Raw genomic sequence first — 18,766 nt, 5'->3', positions numbered from 1 at the left:
TGCGCCCTCATGTCGCCTCCGTCGCGTGTAGTTGCTCACCCCGGATCTCCGCGCGGCCGCTGGCGATCAGCCTGGCGACGACGCTGTCACCAATGCGTCGCGTGCCGAACCGCCAGCCGCCGCGCGGCGCCCGCTCAAAGGGGCTGAATTTGAGCAGGCGAAGGAAATAGGATTCGCTGTTCGTGTTGGCGCGTGTGCCCATCGTCACGCGCTCCGGATGACGGGCGTTGCGGCGAGTGGCGCCTCGATCGCGACGGCAACGAAATGCCGGCAAGCGAGCAGATCACGCCAGCGTGCTGCACGCGGTGTGGTCGCGGCGGGCAGTGGCAAGGGCGGTTCGCCGTCGCGACAATCAGGGCAGCCGCAAATGGATAGGAGGTCGGGGAAATAGATGCACATCAGGCTAGCGCCCCGTCCTGGCGCGCATAGGCCAGCGTTCGCGCGGCGTCGATGTGCTCGAACACCTGAGAGCGGCGCCAGCCCTTGCGGACCAGGTCGACGAGCGCGACGCCTTCGCTGGTCGTGGTGATGTCGATGAGGTCGGTTGCAAGCTGCGCGATGGCCGGGGCGCCCTCCAGCGTGGTGCGGGCCGCAGGCAGGACCGGCGGGGCAATCAGCGCGGCGGTACGCTCGCGCTCCATCTGGACGGCTTCGGCGGCGGCGGCTGCATCCTGGCGCACCTTGCGGGCGGCGAGCAGGGCGTCGAGCGTGGCCTGGCGGTTGACGCGCTTGCCACGCATCACGGCGTCCGTGCGCGGGCAGCCCTTGGCGCGGACGTCGGCGAAGCGATTCTCGGTGCGGATATAGAAAAAGCCGTGCAGCTTCAGCTGCTGGTCAAAGGCAGCGGCGGTGAGGTCCGTTAGGTGTTGCACGGCGACGATCTCCCGTGATCTTTTTCACGGGAAACATATCGTCGGAAATTTCCTACCGTCAACACCAAAAGTCGGAAACGTCCGACTTTTGTCCTAGAGGTCCAAAATCGTCCGCTTAACCCGGCCGATCACCTCGAGGTCGCGCGGCTTGAAAAACAGGGGCTTATTGAGGGGATTGGTCGAAAACGGGGCGAGGTGCGGGTTGGTGCCGCCTTGCCACATCTTGTAGGTCGTCTCGCCCTTGATCGAAAAGACGTAACAGCGGCCGTTGACCAGGCTGCGCTCGGCGCGGTTGACGACGATGATCGAGCCTTCCGGCGAATAGCGGTCCATTGAATCGCCGTCGACCGTCAGGGCAAAGAACTCGCCGCGGCCTAGATCGGCAAAAGCCAAGAGGGGGACGTCATCGATTGGAATTTGGCTCGCCGGGCTTCGCAATCTTCCGGCTGTCACACGATCGAGGAGGGGGACCATCGCAAGTTTGGGCGCGCCGGGGCTGGTGCGCCGAGGGGGCGGCCCCACTAGGTCGGCCACAGTCCATTGCAACGCCGCGGCCACCAGAGGCTGCTTGCCAGCACTGAATGATTGCTTCTTACCTTCCAAAAAATCCCGGATGAAATTCCGCTCAAGGCCCGGAATGGCTTTCGCAGCCTCGATCGGGCTGAGGTCAAGCTCGGCAAGCCGCGTCTTAATCCTTTGGCGCAGTTCGTTTTTCTCCATGGCGGATTTATCCGACGCGCCTTGTCCAAAGGCGAATGGGATCTTTCCGACGCATGAATGTCGACGAATCGGAAATTTCCGACTATCCGTCGAATCATGGAGCAGGAGCTGATTCGCAATTTGAAGGCCGTGGCTGATGCCTTCCGCGTCGCGCGGCCTCTCGCGTTTGGCACTCTGGGGCGGCTCGCGGCGGGTGATTGGCGCTTCTTCGATCATCTCGGCTCCAAGACGTTCACGGCTCGTAAGTACGACCAGGTGATCGCCTGGTTCTCGGCCAACTGGCCGGCGGCAGCGGTGTGGCCTGATGATGTGGCCCGACCGGAAGAGGTCGAGCCATGAACGCATGCCGGTTCCCAGACTGGAGGTCGAGCGCGGGCTGCGCTGAAACGGCCAATTTTTATCTCTGTGGAAGGTCACACATCGGGCTCGGCGCGCCCTGTGGACGCGTGTGGAAAACACGCTCTGGCACTGCATTTCAAGGGGTTTTCACAATGGGGGGGGGACATGGCGGACACGCTTGCGCGCATCGCAGATCCTGACGATCTGCGCTTTCTCGTCATGCTGGCGGCTGTACTGGTCATCGGCGTGCTGGCGGTCGCTGCCGGCGCGCAGATGCTGCCGCGGGACGCCGATAGCGGTTTCGGCTTTCGCTGGGCGAGGCGCCCATGAGCCGTCGTCGCCAAAAGGCTTCCGCTTTCGCCAAGGCTTCGGCGGACAAGTCGCCGGGCAAACGGGGCCGCATCCGTGCCGAACGGGTGGAGGTGCGCTGGCTCGACGGCGCGAAAAGCTTCGCGACGCTGACCATCGACGAGATGTCGCCCGAGATCCTGATGATCGACGGCGAGCCGTTCGTGCGTGCGGAGTTCTGCGGCGTCGCCGTCGAGCAGGGGCGATCGCCGCTCTATCTCCAGGTCAAGCCCTACCGCGTCGACGCAGGCCTCTTGGAGGGCGCGTGATGGGGGCGCTCATTCGTCACCGGGTGCCGAATGCCGCGGACGTCTCGCGGCAGCAGCTCAAGCGCTATCGCGAGGTCATCACGCTCTGGCTGCACAAGCGCGACACCTGGGAAATTTCCCAGGAGCTGAACCTGCCGGAAAGTCTCGTCGCGGGCTGGGTCGCCAATTTTCGCGAGCTGGTGAGGGCTCAGCGATGACCGGCCGTGCCTTCGCTTCCGTCAGGATGATCGAGGCCGCAGCGGCCCGCGCGCTCGCCAACGGCCACGACCTCAAGACCTGGACGGCGCACCGCATCGCGCATGACCTGATGCGGTACGACGCCGATTTCGAGGGCTGCGATTACACGCAGCTGGTCTCGGTCGCGCAGCTCTGGCGGAAGGGGTTGTCGTGAGCAGGGAAGCCAAGACCAGCGCAGAAAAGATCGCCAAGGATCAGCTGAAATCGATCATCGAGCGCGTCGAGCGGCTGCTCGAGGAAAAGAAGGCGATCGGCGATGACGTCGCCGCCGTCTACGCCGAGGCCAAGGCCAATGGCTACGACACCAAGGCGATCAAGACCATCGTCAGAATGCGCGCGCAGGACCCGAACGAGCGTGCGGAATTCGAGACCATCCTCGAAGTCTACATGCAGGCGCTGGGGATGCTGTGATGATGCAGGCGCCCGTCAACATCAGCGAGGCCCGCGCGGTCGCCTTCGATCTGCCGGATCTGCCCGACCTGTCGCTGACGCCGTGTCGGCGGATCTGGCTGTCGCAGCGCGAGCCGGTCTGGACGTTGGTCGATGCCGTCGACTTCGCCTGGCTCTCGGAGAACATGTGGAACGTCTGGCACGCCGGCAACGGCCGCGGCGACAGCTGGATGCTCTACGCCAAGCGCAATGTCGGCGAGCGGCGCTCCACCGTGCGGATGCATCGCGAGATCATGATCGCGACTGACCCCGGCCGCGACGACGCGTTCCTCGCCGCCCATGTCGTCGATCACATCAACGGCCAGACGCTCGATAACCGCCGCTGCAATCTGCGCTGGGCAACCAAGCGCGACAACGCCATCAGCCGCCGCACGCGCGGCACGGCGCCGAAGCTCGACGCCATCGTGCGCCAGATCATGGCCGATACGCTCGCGGGCTCCCGCCAGCTGGAGGAGATCCCCTTTGACTGAGCTGGTCCGATACGAAGCGGCGCGCAAGGCGCTCGCCGAGGCGGTCGCGGTCGACGAGGTCGTCGACATCCGCAGCAAGGCCGAGGCGATGCGGGTCTACGCGCGCCAGGCCAGCGACAAAGGGCTTGAGATCCAGGCCGCGCAGATCCGTTTCCGGGCCGAGCGGCGGCTCGGCGAGCTGATCGTCGCGCAAAAGGAAACGGTCGGCCTCAACACGGGGTCTCGCGGCCAGCTGCAGGGCAAGAGCGATTCTGGCGGTGCCGTTGTGGAACAGCCAGAAGATGAGCGGCCGCGCCTCGCCGACATTGGCGTCGACCGCAAACTGTCCTCGAAAGCGCAAAAACTGGCCGCGATGGACATGGCCGAATTCGAGCGTGCGCTTGCCCGGCACAAGGAGGAAATGGAATCCGGCGCCGGCCGCGTCGCAATGGATCTGCTCAAGATCGATGCCGAGGAGAAGGGGCGCGTTCACCGGCGCGATCTGTCCTCGGCGCTAGCCTCGGCCTCGGCGCTGACGCCGTCCGGCAAGAAGTATCCGGCGAGCTACAGCGATCCGCCGTGGGTGCGAAAGGCCGGCGTCGGCAATCGCGCCTATGAAAACCACTACGCGACCATGCCTTGGCCGGAGATCCTCAAATATCTGGAGCGGGTCGCTGAGGCGATGCAACCTGATGCCTGGCACTGGATGTGGATTCCGCGCGCGCATCTGCTCGCCAGGGTGCCGTACAAGATCGAGGTGATGCTCGCCGATGGCGAGGTCGTGATGGCGACGGCTGACCTGCCGCTCGCCTATGCCTGTCAGCTCGCGCTCGGCATGGATAGCTACTCGACCTGTTACGTCTGGACCAAGACCGACGAGGACCATCCGGACGAAAGCGGTACCGGCCTGCTGGTGTGGGATCAGGACGAGCTGCTGCTGCAGTTCAAGCGCGGCCGTGGCCTGCCCAAACCCGCCAGCGACGAAAAGTTCGGCTCCAACCATCGCGAGCGGAAGCGCGAGCACTCGCGCAAGCCCGACCATTACCGTCACATGATCGCGACCATGGTCGGCAAGGATAGCGATGGCGCGCCGCTGCCCGTGCTCGAGCTGTTCGCCCGCGTCGATGCCGAGCATCCGCTGCCGGCGAATTGGGACGCGTGGGGCAATCAGGCCGGCGTGAGCATCGCGGCGGCGACAAGTTCTGACGGAGGCGGGGAAGCGACGGCTACGGCCGAAGGACCCGCAGGCACTGGCGACCATCCTGCAGGGCACGACAGTGGTCCGCTCGATCCGGAGCGTTCAACACCGACCCTTGACGCCAGCCGAGACCCTCACTGCGCCAGCGACTGCGGCCATGCGGGCGATGGACGCGTAAGAAAGGAAGCCGGCTTAGCGCCCGGCCCGTCAGAACCTCTCTACGACCATCCTGCCATCGCTGGCGGCCACGTCGTCACCATGACGCGGGACTACCGGGATAGCGTCTCCTTTAGCGTTGCGACCTGCCAATGCGGTTGGACGTTTCGGCTGGAAACGTCCGAGGAGAATTGCCGGCGGATCGACGACGCCGTCGACGCGCATTGGCTCGAAGTCATCTCAAAACATGAATCCGGCCGCGCTGCAGAGTTGCCTGCAGTCGGGGGCGGCGTCGCCGTGGCGGACACCTCGTCTGAAAGGGCCAGCCCCGCTGTGTCCGCCACGGACGATCGCGCGCCCTATGATGGTGTCGACGTCATCACCATCGACCAGCTGGCGGGCTCCGAGTGGCTCGCGCCGGCGCCGTTCGATCCCGCTTCGCTCGGCGAGCGCGAGGGGCTGACGATCCTCTCCGACTTCTGCCACCAACGCCGCGACATCGCGCCGGATCTCGGCGAGTTCTACCGCGCGCGCGGCTTCTCCTATTTCGGCGGCAAGGAATGGTCGCTGACCGGCAAGGGCTGGGACCGCTTGCGCGAGCTGCAGACGGAGGCGACGCCGCAAGGCCCGCGCGTCGAGCTGACCGAGCCCTTCCGCGCGCCGCAGATGAGCCTGTTCGACGCCGCGCGCCAGCTGGAAGACGCGCCGCCAGCCGAGGTCGTCGACGGCGCCCTGCAGACGCGCCTGCCGGTCGATGCCGACGAGCTCGCCGAGCAGCTCGCGCTGCTCGCCGTGGATGCGGATGGATCGATCGACGGCGACATGGCCCGGCATCTGGTCGGCAAGGACTTCCTGTTCGCCACGACCAAGGCGCTCAAGATCACTGGGACTGGTCGCGCCTTCCTGGCTCAGCTGGTCGGGCCGGCAGCAGTTCAACAGCAGGGGGAAGTCACGCCATGAAGCTCGCCGGTTGGATTCAAACTTACACAGGAAAAAAGTTTTGGCCGCTCGATCCGCGGCCTGAGGATGTCGATATCGAGGACATCGCGCACGCCCTGGCAATGCAGTGTCGTTTCGGCGGTCATTGCCTGCGGTTCTACTCGAACGCCGAGCATTCGATCCTCGTGTCGCGCTTCTGTGGTGACGATGCGCTCGCGGGCCTGCTGCACGACGGCAGCGAGGCGTACCTGCTCGACATGCTGTCCCCGATCAAACAGTTCATGCCGGATTACAAGGCGGCGGAGAAGCGCTGCCAGGAAGCTGTTTACAAGGCGTTCGGCCTCCCGCCCGAGACGCCGCCCTCGGTGAAACTTGCCGACCGGCGCGTGCTGCGAACCGAGCGGCTGCGGATCATGCGCGACACCGGCGACGCGTGGGTCGTTGACGATGAGCAGCCGATCGACGCCGAGATCGTCGGCTGGCAGCCGCTGCATGCGCGCGGGCTTTTCCTCCAGCGGTTCGCCGAGCTGGCGCAGGTCGCGGCATGATCACCATCAGCGTCAATGTCGCGGTCGGCGCGGGCTCGATACTGGTCTTTGCCGGCTTCATGCTCGGTTACGCCATCGCATGGTGGCAGCGCGGCCGATACGACGCGCGCTCGCTTGCGGAGGTGATGCAGTCCGCGCCGGAGGTGACCACGCTCGTCATCGGCGACCTCGAGACCCGTTTCCGGAGGTCGCAGCGGTGACGCGAAAGATCCTCGTCGCCGATCTCTTCTGCGGTGCCGGCGGCTCCTCGACGGGCGCCGAGCGTGCGCTGGCGCGGCTTGGCCTCGACATGGAGCTGGTCTGCGTCAACCATTGGGGCACGGCGCTGGAAACGCACCAGCGCAACCATCCGCGGGCGCGGCACTATTGCGCCGACATCTCGCAGGTCCGGCCGCACCAGGTCGTGCCGGAAGGCTACCTCGACCTCCTGATGGCCTCGCCGACCTGCAAGGCGCGCTTTGGCCTCGTCGTTCCGGTGACGCATACGCGGGGCGGCAACGCCGCGCGGGATGTCGGCGCGCCGCTGCCGACGCTGACAACGGCGAAGAGCGGGGAATTGGCCGTCGTGATGCCGCTGACGCACCACGACCGCTCCGACCGCTCGCGCGACGCCTCCGAGCCGCTGCCGACGGTCACCGGTGCCAACCGCGGCGAGCTGGCGTTCATCGCCGCGCAGTTCGGCGAGCGTCCAGGGCAGGCGCCGCGTGTTCACGACCTCGGCGAGCCTGCCCCTGCTGTCTGCGCAAGCGGCCACGTCAACCTCGTCGAGCCCGGACTCGAGTACGACATCCTGTTCCGCATGCTGGCGCCGCACGAGCTCGCCGCAGCGATGGGCTTTGATCGCTCCTACCATTTCGCCGGGACCAAGACCGACCAGGTCAAGCAGATCGGCAACGCCGTCTCGGTCGAGCAGATGGAGGCGAACGTCTTCGCCATCATGCAGGACGAGGCCGTCGCGCCGGAATTCCTGGAGGCGGCGGAATGAAGCACAAGTGGAGCGAAAAGACGCGCCAGCCGAATGGCGACTCCCGCAAGATCTGCACGCGCGAGGGCTGCGAGATCGTCTGCGTGTCGCGCCACGAAACCGACGAACGCGGCTGGCCGCAGCACTGGAAGGAATGGTTTTGCGGCACCAAGAAAATCCAGGTCGGCGGCAACACGCCAGCGTGCAACGCCGTCGAGGTCGAAGTATGATTGGTGTCGCCCCGCTAGACGATACGGCCGCTGCTGCGCTCATCCAAGCGCCCGCGTATGGCCGCAATTTCGGCTTCGAGCGCCTTGTCCAGTTGGCTCCCGTGATAGGCGATTTCTTTCGCTACGCTAATCAATGCGTTCACCTGAAACTTGGGCCAGCGTTCCTTTTCCTCGCGGGGATTGGCACACACATATTCAAACCGGTCGAGGTGGTCCCTAAATGCGTCCAGCGAATCTATGGCCGCAACTGGTACGGCATCGACGTGTTGCCACGCCTCGTCAAGCTCGGGAGGCGTCTTAGGCCATCTCGTCATCTGATCGTCGATCTCTTTAAGCGCAACCTCGACTTCCTCATGTTTGAGCCAGTCAACAATAAATTGCGCTTGTCTCACGAGCGGCCGGGTTCGCAACATGAGTCGCGTACAGAGAGAAATTCGCGCACGCAATCGCGCGATGTCTGCGACCTCCTTGTCATAGGCAATACGCTGCGCGACTCCCCGATAGGCAAAGAACGCCGCAGCGAGTGCCACCATCGCGGCCACAGTCGGCTGGAAGTCCTTCGCCAACTCATAAGCGAGGTTATGGGCCGATGTCGGATCTGTCATGTCGCAATCTTAACGTGTGTCTCCAGCCTTGTCGAGGTGCAGGTCCGCATCATGCTGGTGGGGCCGCGATAGCAAAACCAATCCAGTGCAGTTGCTTACCGCGTCCAGTTGACTCCATTCCTCAAGGCAACACGTGTCCAATCCTCGTCTGTCGATCATTCCCGCGGGTGCGGTGACTGATCGCTCGCTCGAACCGCGCGACCTGCAAACGCTATGTCTGCTCGGCCGTCATATCGATCGCGCCGGCTGGTGCACGCGTAGCCAGGTGCGCATGGCGGCCGAGCTGGGCTGCGGCCGCGCCACGCTGCAGCGCTCGCTCGATCGGCTCTATGAGGCCGGCTGGGTGGAGAAGCGGCGGCGCGATGTCTGGCGTCCCGAGGATTCGACGCCGTCGTCGAGCTATGCGTATCGCGTGAAGCTCGACCGCGACGATTTCGACCTGAAAAGCCTCGCGCGCGACGCTGACGATGATCTCGACGAGAGCCATGCAGAAAACGCGGAAGTACCGGAGAATGGGGAGGGGGTGCCCGTTGGTGGGCAGGGGTGCCCGCCAGCGGGCACGGGTGCCCATCCATGCGTGGGCACGGGTGCCCACACATACGCGGGCACCAATAACGACCCCTTAGAACGTCCCCTTAAAACGATAGAGAGAGACGCGGGGGCGCGCGCGAGGGATCGAAAGGAACGGTTCAAGGGTGAGTTCCGCAAGCGATGGCCGACAGCTGTCGTCGACGATCGCCAGCGAACCGACTATGCCGCCGATGCGCTCAATGCCGACGAGGAAAAGTCGGCGCTCGATGGCGTCGAGCCGTTCCTCGAGGAGCTGAAGCGGCAGGGCCGCAAGACCGTGATCGCGGGCTGGCGCTACCTCGAGGAAAAGCGCTGGACCTTGCTGCGGCAAGGCGAAGGGGCTGCCGAGGGTCGCGTTCGGCGAGCGGCATTCGCTCAAGGCGGCACCGAGCATCGCGCGCTCGATGCGCTCTATGCGGTTGCCAAGGCGCGGCTGTTCGTCAACCACGGGGACGTGATCTATCCCGGCAGCATCACGCCGCAGGTGCTGGCTTTTGCGGATGTCGCCGACAAGGCGTCCTGGCGATGGATCGTCGATCGACAGCAGATTGCGGCATGGCAGGCGTTCCTGTCGTCGCATGTGTTCGGCGTCAGATCGCCGCTGCTCGAGCAGCGCGGCGATGCAATGGGCTTCTTCGCTCCGGCGCCGTGGCCGCCGCGCAAGGACGGAACGTGGTCAGACGAAGCATCACAGGCAGGGGGAGACGAATGAATATGCACTACGAAATCGGGCAGTTCGTGGGCTATGTTCCGACCGAGCAGCCGCTCGCTGTGCCTGTCACGCCGGAGCGCTGGTTTATGCTCAGCGTCACGCCTGGCCGCGACTCGCGTGTCGTCAGGCGCTTGCTGGAGCGTGGCATCTGCGCCTATTCGCCGATCGTCGTCCGCTACATCAACCGGCGGACGAAACAGGAAACGCGCAAGCCTCATCTCGGCAAGCGGGTCGAGCGGCCGTTCCTCGCCGGCATTGTGTTCGTGCCCGACTTCGACGCTGGCAACCCTGCGATCAAGCGGGTTGACGATGTCGGCGAGTGGCTGACTGTCGACGAAGGGCGCCGAGCAGCGTTAAAGCCTGCCGACATGGTCGTCGTGCGCGGCATCGTTGCTGCGATGAACAAGCCTTTCGGCGAGCGTGATTATGCGGTCAACCAGATGGTGGAGATCGTCGACGGTCCGCTCGCTGGTTTCGTGGGGCAGGTGAAGCGCCTTGACTCAAGGGACCGACTCACCGTCTTTGTCGACGCGTTGCGCGGCGCCTCTGTCCAGTTAACCGAGGCGCAGATCGAACCGGCCGCTGCAGGCACACCTGCACCCACGGATCGACGTCAGAAGCGGAAACGCTCTGAGCGGCACCTGCCACAAGGCAGGCGTGCGAAGCATTAGCTTCGGAAAATCGTTTCACATGAAATAAGCCCGGCCGTCGCGCCGGGCTTTTGCACGCGTAGGGTGTGCGGTAGCGCGCCTGTGCGTCACCGCTGCCCTCCTTGGGCGTTTCCTCCCTAGACTGGGCCGCTTGTGGCAACGCAAGCGGCCCTTCCTTTTGTAGATGCCATCACGCCCTCAACAGTTCCGCGCCCGTCCTGCGCCAACCCGCGCAGAGCAGAATGCCGCGGTTGACGCTGAGCGTGGTTCGTCACGTGAGCGTGGGTACAGCGCGCAGTGGGACAACGCTTCGCGGCTGTTCCGTCTGCATCATCCCATCTGCAAGGGATGTGAGGCTGTGGGGTTGGTGAGGCCGACCGAGGTGACCGATCACGTTGAGCCGCACAAGGGTGATCGCGATCGCTTCTGGGATAGGGCCATGTGGCAGGCCGCCTGCGCGTGGCACCATGACGTGATCAAGCAGAAGCTAGAGGCCATGTACGCCAGGGGTGAGATCGTGACCACGGATCTCTGGCTCGACAGTCAGGTCGCCATGCGCCTGACCTTGGCCGAGCTGCCCGTCGACGTAGGGGTGGGGGGTGGCCAAAAGTCTAGAGGCCCGTCTCCGGGACCGGCACTCTAGAACCGTATTTTTTGCCGCGAAATTCCTGAGATTTTATTTTTTATGGGCCGTCATCCCGACAATCCGCTTGATCAGGCTGCCAAGGGGTATCCTGGCAAGCGAAAGACCAAGACCGAGAAAGCGATCCTCGAGGCCGAGCGCCTCGCGGGCCTGCTGGTCGCGGTGCGGACGCAGACGCCGTCGGAGAACAAGCCCGGCTATCTGCAGGATCTGCGGCTGAAGGGTGCGAGCGTCATGTGGGACGATTACGCGCCGCGGCTCGACCGGCTGCATCTGCTCTCGCAGCTCGACCTGCACCTGTTCGCGATGTTCTGCATCTACGCCGCCGAATTCGTCGCCGCGAACGAGGAAATCCTGACCAAGGGCTACTCGGTCATGGTCAAGACGATCTCCGGCGACAAGATGCCCCGCGAAAATCCTGCAGTGGGGCGCCGCGACCACGCCGCCAAGATGACGATCGACCTGTCGAGCAAGTTCGGCCTTTCGCCGCAGGATCGTCACCGGCTGCTCGCCGCCGGCGCGATGCATTTCGACGACGACACGCTGTTCGGCCGCGCCGTGCAGCGTCCGGCCGCTACGCCGGCCACGCCGGAAGACGTGGCCAGCGAGAGCGCGCCGGCCGCGGAGCCCATCCCGGCGCCGGTCGCGGAAGGGTCCGCGATCGGCTCGCTCTCGGCGTTTGACTCGGTCCCGCCAGGCACAAAGCCGAACTGACGATGCATGCAGGACTCAAAGCTGCAGACGGAAGCGTCCGCGCTCGCGATCGCGGTGATCGCGGGGCCGCAGCTCCATCCGGAGCCGGAATGGCTGACGCATGCCGTCGAGGAACTGGGCTATTCGTGGGCGCGGATAGCGTGGCAGCGCGCGGCCGCGGTGCCGGGCGCCTGGTACGATGCGACCAAGGCGCAGGCCGTGGTCGACCGCTGGCCGACCTGGTTCAAGCTGACGGTTGGCCGCTTCGCGGGCCTGCCGTTTCGGTTGTCGCCGTGGCAAGAGATCATCGTCCGGCTGCTGATCGGCTGGAAGGCTCCGACCGAGATCCTCGATCCGGAGACCATGCAGCCGACGCAGGTTCACGTCCGGCTGTTCTGCGAGTTGCGGCTGTGGGTGCCGCGCAAAAACGGCAAGAGCGAGTTTCTCGCCGCGCTGGCGCTGCTGTTCTGGGCGATCGAGGGGCAGCGCCGCGGCGCGGGCTTCTGCTTCGCGCACGACGAGAGCCAGGCGCGCGAGGTCTTCGACAAGATGGGCGACATGATCGGCTATGCGCCGGGCGTGTTTCGTTCACCGACGACCGGCGAGTCGATCAAGGTCTTTGCCAAGCAGCTCTGGAATGCGGAGCTGCGCTCGGCGTTCCGGCTGATGCCGGGCAAGGCCAAGGGCAAGCACGGGCGCGCGCCGTTCGTCACGGTCGGCGACGAGATGCACGAATGGGTGTCGACCGAGCTGGCCGACACGCTGCGCCAGGGCGAGGGCGCCTCGCTGCAGCCGATCCGGCTCTATGCCTCGACCGCGGGCCTGAAGTCGCAAAAGACCGGCTTCAAGCTGTGGGAGGAGTCGCAGAAGATCCTCGACGGCCGGATCGACGACCCGACCACGCTGGTCGTGATCTTTGCGGCGGACGAGGACGCCGACTGGCGCGATCCGAAGGCGCACGCTGCGGCAAATCCATCGCTTGGCCTGTCGCCGACCAAGGCGTTTCTGGCGCGCGAGATCTCCAAGGCCGTGACGCCGGCGGGCGAGGCGGCGTTCCGGCGCTACCATCTCAATCAGTGGGTCGAGGATTTCGCGCGCTGGATCTCGGTGCGCAAATGGGATGCGGCGAGCCCGGATCGCGAGGCGTGGAAGCGGCTCGGCGACGAGCTGAAGGGTCGCGAGTGCGTCCTCAGCTTCGACTCGACCAAGAGCTTCGACCTGGCGTCGATGTGCCTGCGTTTTCCGCCAATCGCCAAGGGCGAGCGCACCAAGTTCATCTGGCATTTCTGGTTGCCGAGCGAAACGATCGAGAAGCGCGTCGCGGCCGAGCGCACGCCGTTCGATCAATGGGTGCGCGACGGCGCGATCGTGTCAATTCCCGGCGGCGTGTTTGAGCTCGACTATGCCGTCAACGCCGCGCTGAAGGCCTGCGCCGACTACCGCGTCACCAAGATCGGCTGGGACAGCTGGAACGCTTTGGAATTCTACAATCGCATGGCGAAGGCGGGCCAGCCGGAGGATCTCTTCGTCGAGATGCGGTTCGGCACAAAGTCGCTCGGTCTCGGCACGCGGGAATTCGAGCGCAAGGTTTTCGGCTCGGAAATGGATCACGGCGGCAATCCTGTCGCGCGCTGGATGGTGGGGCACTGCAACGTGCGCTTTGACGAAAACATGAACTACGTGCCTGCGAAAAAGCGCAGCGAGGACTCGATCGACGGCGTCGTCGCCGCGGTGATGACCGAGGCGCTCGCCATGGCGCCGGAAGCGCCGACCGCTGGCCTGGTGTTGTTATGAGCTGGCTTTCCGATGCTCTCGGTACCTCGGCGCCCGCTATCCGCGTGCCGGATGATTTCGAGCCGCCGAAAAACGCGACGCAGATGGTGCCGCTGACCGATATCGTCCGCGGTTCGCAAGCCTGGGCCGACCTGTTCGGGCCGAATTGGGGCGGCGGGCTTCCGGCGTTGACCGAGCATTCTGCGGCCACGGTGACGTCGATCTATGCCTGCTGGTCGCTGATCTCTGGCGCGATCCAGACGTTGCCGGTCAACATGATGAGCGTCGACATCCCAAGCGGCGAGCGCTCGCGGATCTTCGACGATCCGCTGTTGTGGGTGCTCAATGAGGAGATGTCGGTTCGCTGGCCGGCGCCGATCGGCTGGGAATTCCTGACCAAGTCGATCCTGGCCGAGGGTGACGCCTTCGCAATCATCCACCGTGACCGGATGTTCAAGCCTGTCGGGCTCGAGCCGGTCCATCCGCTGCGCGTCGTCAACGGCATCGTGCCTGAGACGGGCCGGATGGTGTATCGGATTTCGCCGGAGTACCTCGCCAATGGCCAGGTGATCGGCCAGACCCGCGCCTTCGACCAGGACGATATCATCCACGTTCCGGGGTTCGGCTTCGATGGCCTGCGCGGCATGACGCCGCTGCGCTACTCGCTGCGCAATGCCGGCGGCGTCGCAATCGCCGCGCAGGAATATGCGGCGCGGTTCTTCACCAACGGCGCGCGGCCCGATTACGCACTCTCAACCGAGCAGCAGCTCGGCGAACCGAAGATCAAGGAGCTGCAGGGCCTGATCGACGAGCGTCATCGCTCGGTTGAGAATGCGCATCGGCCGATGTTGTTGCATTCCGGCCTCAAGATGACGTCGCTGCAGATATCCGCCAGCGACATGCAGCTGCTCGGCCAGCGGCAATTCCAGATCGAGGAGATCGCGCGCGCCTATGGCGTGCCGCCCTTCATGATCGGCCACAACGAAAAGACGACGTCCTGGGGCTCCGGCGTCGAGGCGATGTCGATCGGCTTCGTGCGCTACACGCTGCGGCCGTATCTCAACAAGATCGAGCGCGAGCTGGACCGCAAGCTGTTCCGGACGCGCTCGCGGTTGACGGTATTCGACACTTCCGATCTCGAGCAGGCCGACACCAAGACGCTCTACGAATCCCTGCGTGTCGCGGTCGGTCGCGCCGGCGAACCGCGTTTCATGAAGCCGAACGAGGCACGCGCCAAGCTGCGGTTGCCGCGGGACAAGGATGCGGATGCCGACAAGCTCGGCGTCAACGCCGGCGCGGCGCCGCCGGCGGCGAGTGATCAGGGCTCAACCGAACCGAAGGACGCTGCAGCATGAAAGACCGTCGCTTGTTCAACCTGCTCGCCGCTAACACCAAGCGAGGCACGTTCCGCGCGGATGCGGCCAGCAACACGATCGAGCTCTATGACCTGATCGTGTCGAGCGAGATCGAGGCCGAGTGGTATGGCGGCGTCTCGCTGCAGGGCTTTGCCAAGACGCTGCGCGGGATGTCCGGCACGGTGCATCTGCGCATCAACTCGCCGGGCGGTGATGTCTTCGCCGGCGTCGGCATCGCGCAGATCATGCGCGAATATGACGGCGAGATCATCGCTCATGTCGACGGCTACGCTGCCTCGGCGGCCTCGGTCGTTGCGATCGCCGCGAGCAAGGTGATCATGGCGCCGGCGTCGATGATGATGATCCATAAGGCCTGGACGTGGGGCATCGGCAATGCCGACGACCTGATGGCGACGGCCGAGTTGCTCGAAAAGATCGACGGCCAGCTCGCCGACACTTACGCCGCGCGCGGCAGCAAGGATGCCGCGACCTTCATGAGCTTGATGGCTGCCGAGACCTGGCTGACGCCGCAGGAGGCGATCGATTGCGGGCTCGCCGATGAGCTGGCCGGCGACAAGGACAAGGCCGCGACCAATGCGCGGGCGCGCTGGGACGTCTCGGCGTTCGAGCGGGCGCCGGCGCCGCCGGCGGCGCAGACGGATGACAAGATTCACGCCGCGGTCGATGCGGCGCTCGCCGAGCGCGATCGCCTCGACGGCGAGAAGGCCGCGACGATCGCGGCCGCCGAACATGAGCGGGGGCAGCGCCAGCGTCGCGCGCACCTGCTCGCACGAACTGCCTAAGCGCGCCGCGCCGAGCAGGACAAGCGCCGCGGCCATCCGGGCCGAGGCGGTTTCTAGCCATGCCAAAAAAGGGGTTCAGAATGGCTTCACTACAGGAACTGAGAGCGCAGGGCGCGGCCATCGTGGCCGTCATGCAGACGATGGCGGATAAGCCCGCCGACAAGTGGAATGCCGCCGTCGACGGCCCGGAATGGGACAAGCTCGACGCGCAGCTCGTCGAGATCCAGGCCAACATCAAGCGCAACGAGCGCGTGATCCAGGCGGCTGCCGACAATCTGCAGCGCGACCTGGTCGTCGATGCCGCGCTGCGCGTCGGCCAGGACCGGAAGTCGGAGGCCTCGACGCTGTTCGCCAAGTGGGTGCGTGACCCGAACGCTCTGTCGACCGAGGACTGGACCAAGATCCGGGCCACGATGTCGACCACGACGGGCAGCCAGGGCGGCTACACGGTCCAGACCGAGGTGCAGAAAACGGTTCTCGATGCGCTCAAGGCCTATGGTGGCATGCGCGCCGTCGCGACCGTGTTCCAGACGTCTCAGGGCAACCCGATGAATTACCCGACCTCGGACGGCACGTCCGAGACGGGCGAGATCATCGGCCAGAACACGACCGCGACCGGGGCCGATCCTACGTTCAGCTTCGTCCCGCTGAACGTCTACAAGTTCTCGTCCAAGATCATCGCGGTCCCGTTCGAGTTGCTGCAGGATAGCGAGGTTGACGTCGAGGGGTTCGTGATCAAGCGCTCGACCACGCGCCTCGGCCGCATCACCAACACCAAGTTCACGATTGGGCTTGGCGATGGCTCGAACGAGCCGAACGGCCTCGTCACGGCGGCTTCGGCCGGCGTGACTGCCGGCAACGGCACCAGCCAGGTCACGGCGATCATTTATGACAGCCTGATCGACATGCAGCATTCGGTCGATCCGGCCTATCGCGAGACCGGCGAGTGCAAGTGGATGATGCACGACTCCAGCGTCAAGGTGATCCGCAAGATCAAGGACGGCCAGCAGCGCCCGATCTTCGTGCCGGGCTGGGATTTCGCTATCCCGACCGGCGGCAAGGCCGGCAAGATCCCCGACTCGCTGCTCGGCGATCCGATCCAGGTCAACCAGGACATGGCGGTGATGGCCGCGAGCGCCAAGTCGATCGCTTACGGTAAGCTCAACGAATACAACATCCGCGACGTGATGGATGTGACCATGTTCCGCTTCACGGACTCCGCTTACACCAAACTCGGCCAGGTCGGTTTCCTCGCCTGGATGCGCTCCGGCGGCAACCTGATCGACGTCGGCGGAGCAGTGAAGCTGTTCGTTAACGCGGCGTCCTGATCGCCTTCAGGACGTGTCGGGGGAGAAGGGCCGGGACAGTTTCCCGGCCCTTTTTATGTAAGCCCCATTTTTTCCCGAGGAGGTGAGAACGATGCGAGTGATTATGACGTCATACCACACACTTGCCGATGGCACGGAATTGAAGCCGGGCGATCCGCACGATCACGAGGAAGCCGAGGCGCGGCGCCTGGTCGGCGTTGGCGGGGCTCGCTTTCCGACCAAGGGCGACGAGGCTCGCTTCGAGGCGCATGCGCGCGAGCAGGCGAAGGCCGACGTCCGGATGCAGCTCGAGTCCTCGACCGTTGACGAGCTGAAGGCCGGCGCCGAACAGCGCGGCATCGACCTGAAGGGCGCGACCAAGAAAGCCGAGATCATCGCGGCGATCGTCGCATGGATGGATGAGCGCGAAGCGGCGGAACGCGAAGCCGCTGCCAAGGCGCAGCAGTAACCATCTCCGGCCGCCGTCGAGGATCTCGCGCATGTTCCGAAACAACGACATCAGCGATGGCGGCCGTGCGGTTCTGATCGAACCGCCGACCGAGGATGTGGTCACACTGGCCGACTGCAAGGCGATGCTCGGCATCGCGGGGGCGGACCAAGACCTCAGTATTCAGGCGGCGATCTATGCCGCGGTCGACAATCTCGACGCAGCTTCCGGGTGGCTTGGCCGCGCCCTGCGCGAGCAGACATGGGAGCTGCAGCTGCGCTCCTTCAATGACCGGCGCCGCAAGGTCGCGCCCTACAACAATCCCTTGGCGATCCCGCTGCCTTATGCGCCGCTTCTGTCGATCGTCTCGGTCAAGTATTTCGATGCGAGCGGCGTCGACCAGACGCTGGTGCTTGGGACCGGCTATCGCATTCTCGGCCTCGGCGCGCCGCTCGAACGCCAGGCGATCGCGCCGGTTTTTCAGGGCAATTGGCCGGTTGCGCGCGTCGATGACGCCTCGGTCCGCATCCGCTTTACCTGCGGATATGACGAGGTCCAGAACATCATGCCGCGGCAATTGACGCAGGCGGTTTGCCTCGCCGTGCGGGATCTGTTGCCGCTGATGACCCGTGACCAGATGGTTTTCGAGGATCGCGTCGAGGGTGTGGGTTCGCAGCGCTACCAAAACAACCCCGAATTTGCCGCAGTGACGCGCAATGCGATCGCCGGGCTTCTTTCCAACCTGTCGCTATACTGATGGCCGTCCGCACCTTCGTCCTGCCGCAAGGCCTTGTCCGCGCCGTCTGGCCGGCGAAGCTGGCCGATGAAACCGTCGACTTCTCTGTCGACTGGTCGGCGCGCCTGGCCGCCGGCGACGCGATCGCGTCATCGACCTTTGCGCTGCCGTCCGGCTTGATCTCGCCGAAGTCGGAGAATTCCGACAAAGTCGCGACCGTCTGGATCTCCGGAGGCGAGGCGGGGCAGGCTTACGGTGTCGTCAACCGCGTGACGACCAGGACGGGCACCGTGCTCGAGCAGACGATCCTGCTGCGGGTCAAGACGCGGTGACGGCGTGGATGTCGCCGCGCTGGTCCTTATTGCGCACAAGCGGTTGCGGCTGCGTCGACTTCTGGTCGCGATCGAGCGCGATCCGTCAATTCTGGAGGGCTTGGACATGAATCGTTCCATCAAGCGGCCGATCGAGCTGGCCGGCTTCTCCTCGCGCCTGGCGCGGGCGGAGAAGCAAGAGGCCGATCTCGCGGTCACTGGCAAGCGTTACGACACCGTGCTTGACGATATCGATGACCAGCATGCCGCGCTGGTCTCGCATGTCGGCTCGCTGGAGAACCAGCGCGCGGCGCTCGACAAGGTTATCGACCGCATGACGGCGCGGAGTAATGGCGACCCAAACGATGGTGGGGGCTCGTCGCAAGACTCGAGCGGCGAGACCGGGCAGGTCATCACGTCGCGGACCGGTGAGGGCTGACC

27 protein-coding genes are annotated in these 18,766 nt (G+C 65.0%); 23 read left to right on the top strand and 4 right to left on the bottom strand.

Translation table 11 applies throughout. From position 1 onward, the window contains the following. Positions 1-7 precede the first annotated feature (7 nt). The 3 genes from AB7G19_RS30130 to AB7G19_RS30120 form a co-directional block, all read right to left on the bottom strand. Positions 8-202 carry a hypothetical protein gene (locus tag AB7G19_RS30130; protein ID WP_441268710.1) on the bottom strand — a complete coding sequence of 65 codons (195 nt, stop codon included), beginning with the start codon at positions 200-202 and terminating at the stop codon, positions 8-10. A 196-nt stretch (positions 203-398) separates the two neighbouring features. After that, positions 399-872, bottom strand: coding sequence for a phospholipase (locus AB7G19_RS30125; RefSeq protein WP_441268709.1), 474 nt, complete (start codon positions 870-872; stop codon positions 399-401). A 93-nt stretch (positions 873-965) separates the two neighbouring features. Then, positions 966-1,592 (bottom strand): S24 family peptidase, encoded by a 627-nt coding sequence (locus tag AB7G19_RS30120; RefSeq protein ID WP_441268708.1) that lies wholly within the window; start codon positions 1,590-1,592, stop codon positions 966-968. A 57-nt stretch (positions 1,593-1,649) separates the two neighbouring features. Between AB7G19_RS30120 and AB7G19_RS30115 the strand changes: the two genes are divergently transcribed. The 12 genes from AB7G19_RS30115 to AB7G19_RS30060 all read left to right on the top strand — a co-directional run bounded on the left by AB7G19_RS30115 (position 1,650) and on the right by AB7G19_RS30060 (position 7,719). Then, positions 1,650-1,931, top strand: a complete 282-nt coding sequence (locus AB7G19_RS30115; protein WP_441268707.1) for a hypothetical protein — start codon at positions 1,650-1,652, stop codon at positions 1,929-1,931. A gap of 165 nt (positions 1,932-2,096) precedes the next feature. Next, positions 2,097-2,261 carry a hypothetical protein gene (locus AB7G19_RS30110; protein ID WP_441268706.1) on the top strand — a complete coding sequence of 55 codons (165 nt, stop codon included), beginning with the start codon at positions 2,097-2,099 and terminating at the stop codon, positions 2,259-2,261. After that, on the top strand, positions 2,258-2,548 hold the full coding sequence (locus AB7G19_RS30105) for a hypothetical protein (protein WP_441268705.1): 291 nt from the start codon (positions 2,258-2,260) through the stop codon (positions 2,546-2,548). The genes AB7G19_RS30110 and AB7G19_RS30105 overlap by 4 nt, the downstream gene beginning before the upstream one ends. Further along, a complete protein-coding gene (locus tag AB7G19_RS30100) occupies positions 2,548-2,745 on the top strand; it encodes a hypothetical protein (RefSeq protein WP_441268704.1) in 198 nt (65 codons plus the stop codon). Before AB7G19_RS30105 ends, AB7G19_RS30100 begins: the two co-directional genes overlap by 1 nt. Further along, a complete protein-coding gene (locus tag AB7G19_RS30095) occupies positions 2,742-2,939 on the top strand; it encodes a hypothetical protein (RefSeq protein ID WP_441268703.1) in 198 nt (65 codons plus the stop codon). Before AB7G19_RS30100 ends, AB7G19_RS30095 begins: the two co-directional genes overlap by 4 nt. Next, positions 2,936-3,196 carry a DUF2312 domain-containing protein gene (locus AB7G19_RS30090; protein WP_441268702.1) on the top strand — a complete coding sequence of 87 codons (261 nt, stop codon included), beginning with the start codon at positions 2,936-2,938 and terminating at the stop codon, positions 3,194-3,196. The genes AB7G19_RS30095 and AB7G19_RS30090 overlap by 4 nt, the downstream gene beginning before the upstream one ends. Then, complete coding sequence (locus AB7G19_RS30085; protein WP_441268701.1) at positions 3,196-3,705, top strand: HNH endonuclease; 510 nt, start codon at positions 3,196-3,198, stop codon at positions 3,703-3,705. Before AB7G19_RS30090 ends, AB7G19_RS30085 begins: the two co-directional genes overlap by 1 nt. Beyond that, positions 3,698-5,998, top strand: a complete 2,301-nt coding sequence (locus AB7G19_RS30080; RefSeq protein ID WP_441268700.1) for a hypothetical protein — start codon at positions 3,698-3,700, stop codon at positions 5,996-5,998. Before AB7G19_RS30085 ends, AB7G19_RS30080 begins: the two co-directional genes overlap by 8 nt. Continuing rightward, positions 5,995-6,525: a phosphohydrolase gene (locus AB7G19_RS30075; protein WP_441268699.1), complete on the top strand. Its 531-nt coding sequence runs from the start codon at positions 5,995-5,997 to the stop codon at positions 6,523-6,525. Before AB7G19_RS30080 ends, AB7G19_RS30075 begins: the two co-directional genes overlap by 4 nt. Then, complete coding sequence (locus AB7G19_RS30070; protein WP_441268698.1) at positions 6,522-6,725, top strand: hypothetical protein; 204 nt, start codon at positions 6,522-6,524, stop codon at positions 6,723-6,725. Before AB7G19_RS30075 ends, AB7G19_RS30070 begins: the two co-directional genes overlap by 4 nt. Further along, positions 6,722-7,510: a DNA cytosine methyltransferase gene (locus AB7G19_RS30065; RefSeq protein WP_441268697.1), complete on the top strand. Its 789-nt coding sequence runs from the start codon at positions 6,722-6,724 to the stop codon at positions 7,508-7,510. Before AB7G19_RS30070 ends, AB7G19_RS30065 begins: the two co-directional genes overlap by 4 nt. After that, positions 7,507-7,719 (top strand): cytochrome C, encoded by a 213-nt coding sequence (locus tag AB7G19_RS30060; protein WP_441268696.1) that lies wholly within the window; start codon positions 7,507-7,509, stop codon positions 7,717-7,719. The genes AB7G19_RS30065 and AB7G19_RS30060 overlap by 4 nt, the downstream gene beginning before the upstream one ends. 14 nt (positions 7,720-7,733) lie before the next feature. Here AB7G19_RS30060 and AB7G19_RS30055 read toward each other — a convergent pair whose 3' ends face one another. Next, positions 7,734-8,324, bottom strand: coding sequence for a hypothetical protein (locus tag AB7G19_RS30055; protein WP_441268695.1), 591 nt, complete (start codon positions 8,322-8,324; stop codon positions 7,734-7,736). Between the two features lie 133 nt (positions 8,325-8,457). Between AB7G19_RS30055 and AB7G19_RS30050 the strand changes: the two genes are divergently transcribed. The 11 genes from AB7G19_RS30050 to AB7G19_RS30000 all read left to right on the top strand — a co-directional run bounded on the left by AB7G19_RS30050 (position 8,458) and on the right by AB7G19_RS30000 (position 18,764). Next, the gene (locus tag AB7G19_RS30050; protein ID WP_441268694.1) at positions 8,458-9,606 is read left to right on the top strand and encodes a helix-turn-helix domain-containing protein; all 1,149 of its coding nucleotides are present in this window, start codon (positions 8,458-8,460) and stop codon (positions 9,604-9,606) included. After that, complete coding sequence (nusG, locus tag AB7G19_RS30045) at positions 9,603-10,277, top strand: transcription termination/antitermination protein NusG (RefSeq protein WP_441268693.1); 675 nt, start codon at positions 9,603-9,605, stop codon at positions 10,275-10,277. Before AB7G19_RS30050 ends, nusG begins: the two co-directional genes overlap by 4 nt. Positions 10,278-10,941: 664 nt before the next feature. Next, a complete protein-coding gene (locus tag AB7G19_RS30040) occupies positions 10,942-11,613 on the top strand; it encodes a P27 family phage terminase small subunit (RefSeq protein ID WP_441268692.1) in 672 nt (223 codons plus the stop codon). Positions 11,614-11,619: 6 nt separating this feature from the next. Then, positions 11,620-13,386 (top strand): terminase TerL endonuclease subunit, encoded by a 1,767-nt coding sequence (locus AB7G19_RS30035; protein ID WP_441268691.1) that lies wholly within the window; start codon positions 11,620-11,622, stop codon positions 13,384-13,386. Beyond that, positions 13,383-14,720 carry a phage portal protein gene (locus AB7G19_RS30030; protein ID WP_441268690.1) on the top strand — a complete coding sequence of 446 codons (1,338 nt, stop codon included), beginning with the start codon at positions 13,383-13,385 and terminating at the stop codon, positions 14,718-14,720. Before AB7G19_RS30035 ends, AB7G19_RS30030 begins: the two co-directional genes overlap by 4 nt. Beyond that, the gene (locus tag AB7G19_RS30025) at positions 14,717-15,523 is read left to right on the top strand and encodes a head maturation protease, ClpP-related (RefSeq protein ID WP_441268689.1); all 807 of its coding nucleotides are present in this window, start codon (positions 14,717-14,719) and stop codon (positions 15,521-15,523) included. Before AB7G19_RS30030 ends, AB7G19_RS30025 begins: the two co-directional genes overlap by 4 nt. An 80-nt stretch (positions 15,524-15,603) precedes the next feature. Further along, positions 15,604-16,851, top strand: coding sequence for a phage major capsid protein (locus AB7G19_RS30020; RefSeq protein ID WP_441268688.1), 1,248 nt, complete (start codon positions 15,604-15,606; stop codon positions 16,849-16,851). 91 nt (positions 16,852-16,942) lie between these two features. Next, entirely contained in the window at positions 16,943-17,299 is a 357-nt protein-coding gene (locus AB7G19_RS30015) for a hypothetical protein (RefSeq protein WP_441268687.1), read from the top strand. 31 nt (positions 17,300-17,330) lie between these two features. Beyond that, positions 17,331-18,035: a head-tail connector protein gene (locus AB7G19_RS30010; protein ID WP_441268686.1), complete on the top strand. Its 705-nt coding sequence runs from the start codon at positions 17,331-17,333 to the stop codon at positions 18,033-18,035. After that, the gene (locus AB7G19_RS30005; RefSeq protein WP_441268685.1) at positions 18,035-18,346 is read left to right on the top strand and encodes a phage fiber-tail adaptor protein; all 312 of its coding nucleotides are present in this window, start codon (positions 18,035-18,037) and stop codon (positions 18,344-18,346) included. Before AB7G19_RS30010 ends, AB7G19_RS30005 begins: the two co-directional genes overlap by 1 nt. 4 nt (positions 18,347-18,350) lie before the next feature. Continuing rightward, positions 18,351-18,764: a hypothetical protein gene (locus tag AB7G19_RS30000; protein ID WP_441268684.1), complete on the top strand. Its 414-nt coding sequence runs from the start codon at positions 18,351-18,353 to the stop codon at positions 18,762-18,764. Positions 18,765-18,766: the final 2 nt, after the last annotated feature.

Origin of the sequence: Bradyrhizobium sp. 215_C5_N1_1, from assembly GCF_052075935.1 — a bacterium.
GTDB classification, from domain to species: Bacteria; Pseudomonadota; Alphaproteobacteria; order Rhizobiales; family Xanthobacteraceae; genus Bradyrhizobium; species Bradyrhizobium barranii.
Note: the sequence above shows the minus strand (reverse complement) of the source record. Positions and strands in the feature narration are given on the sequence as shown.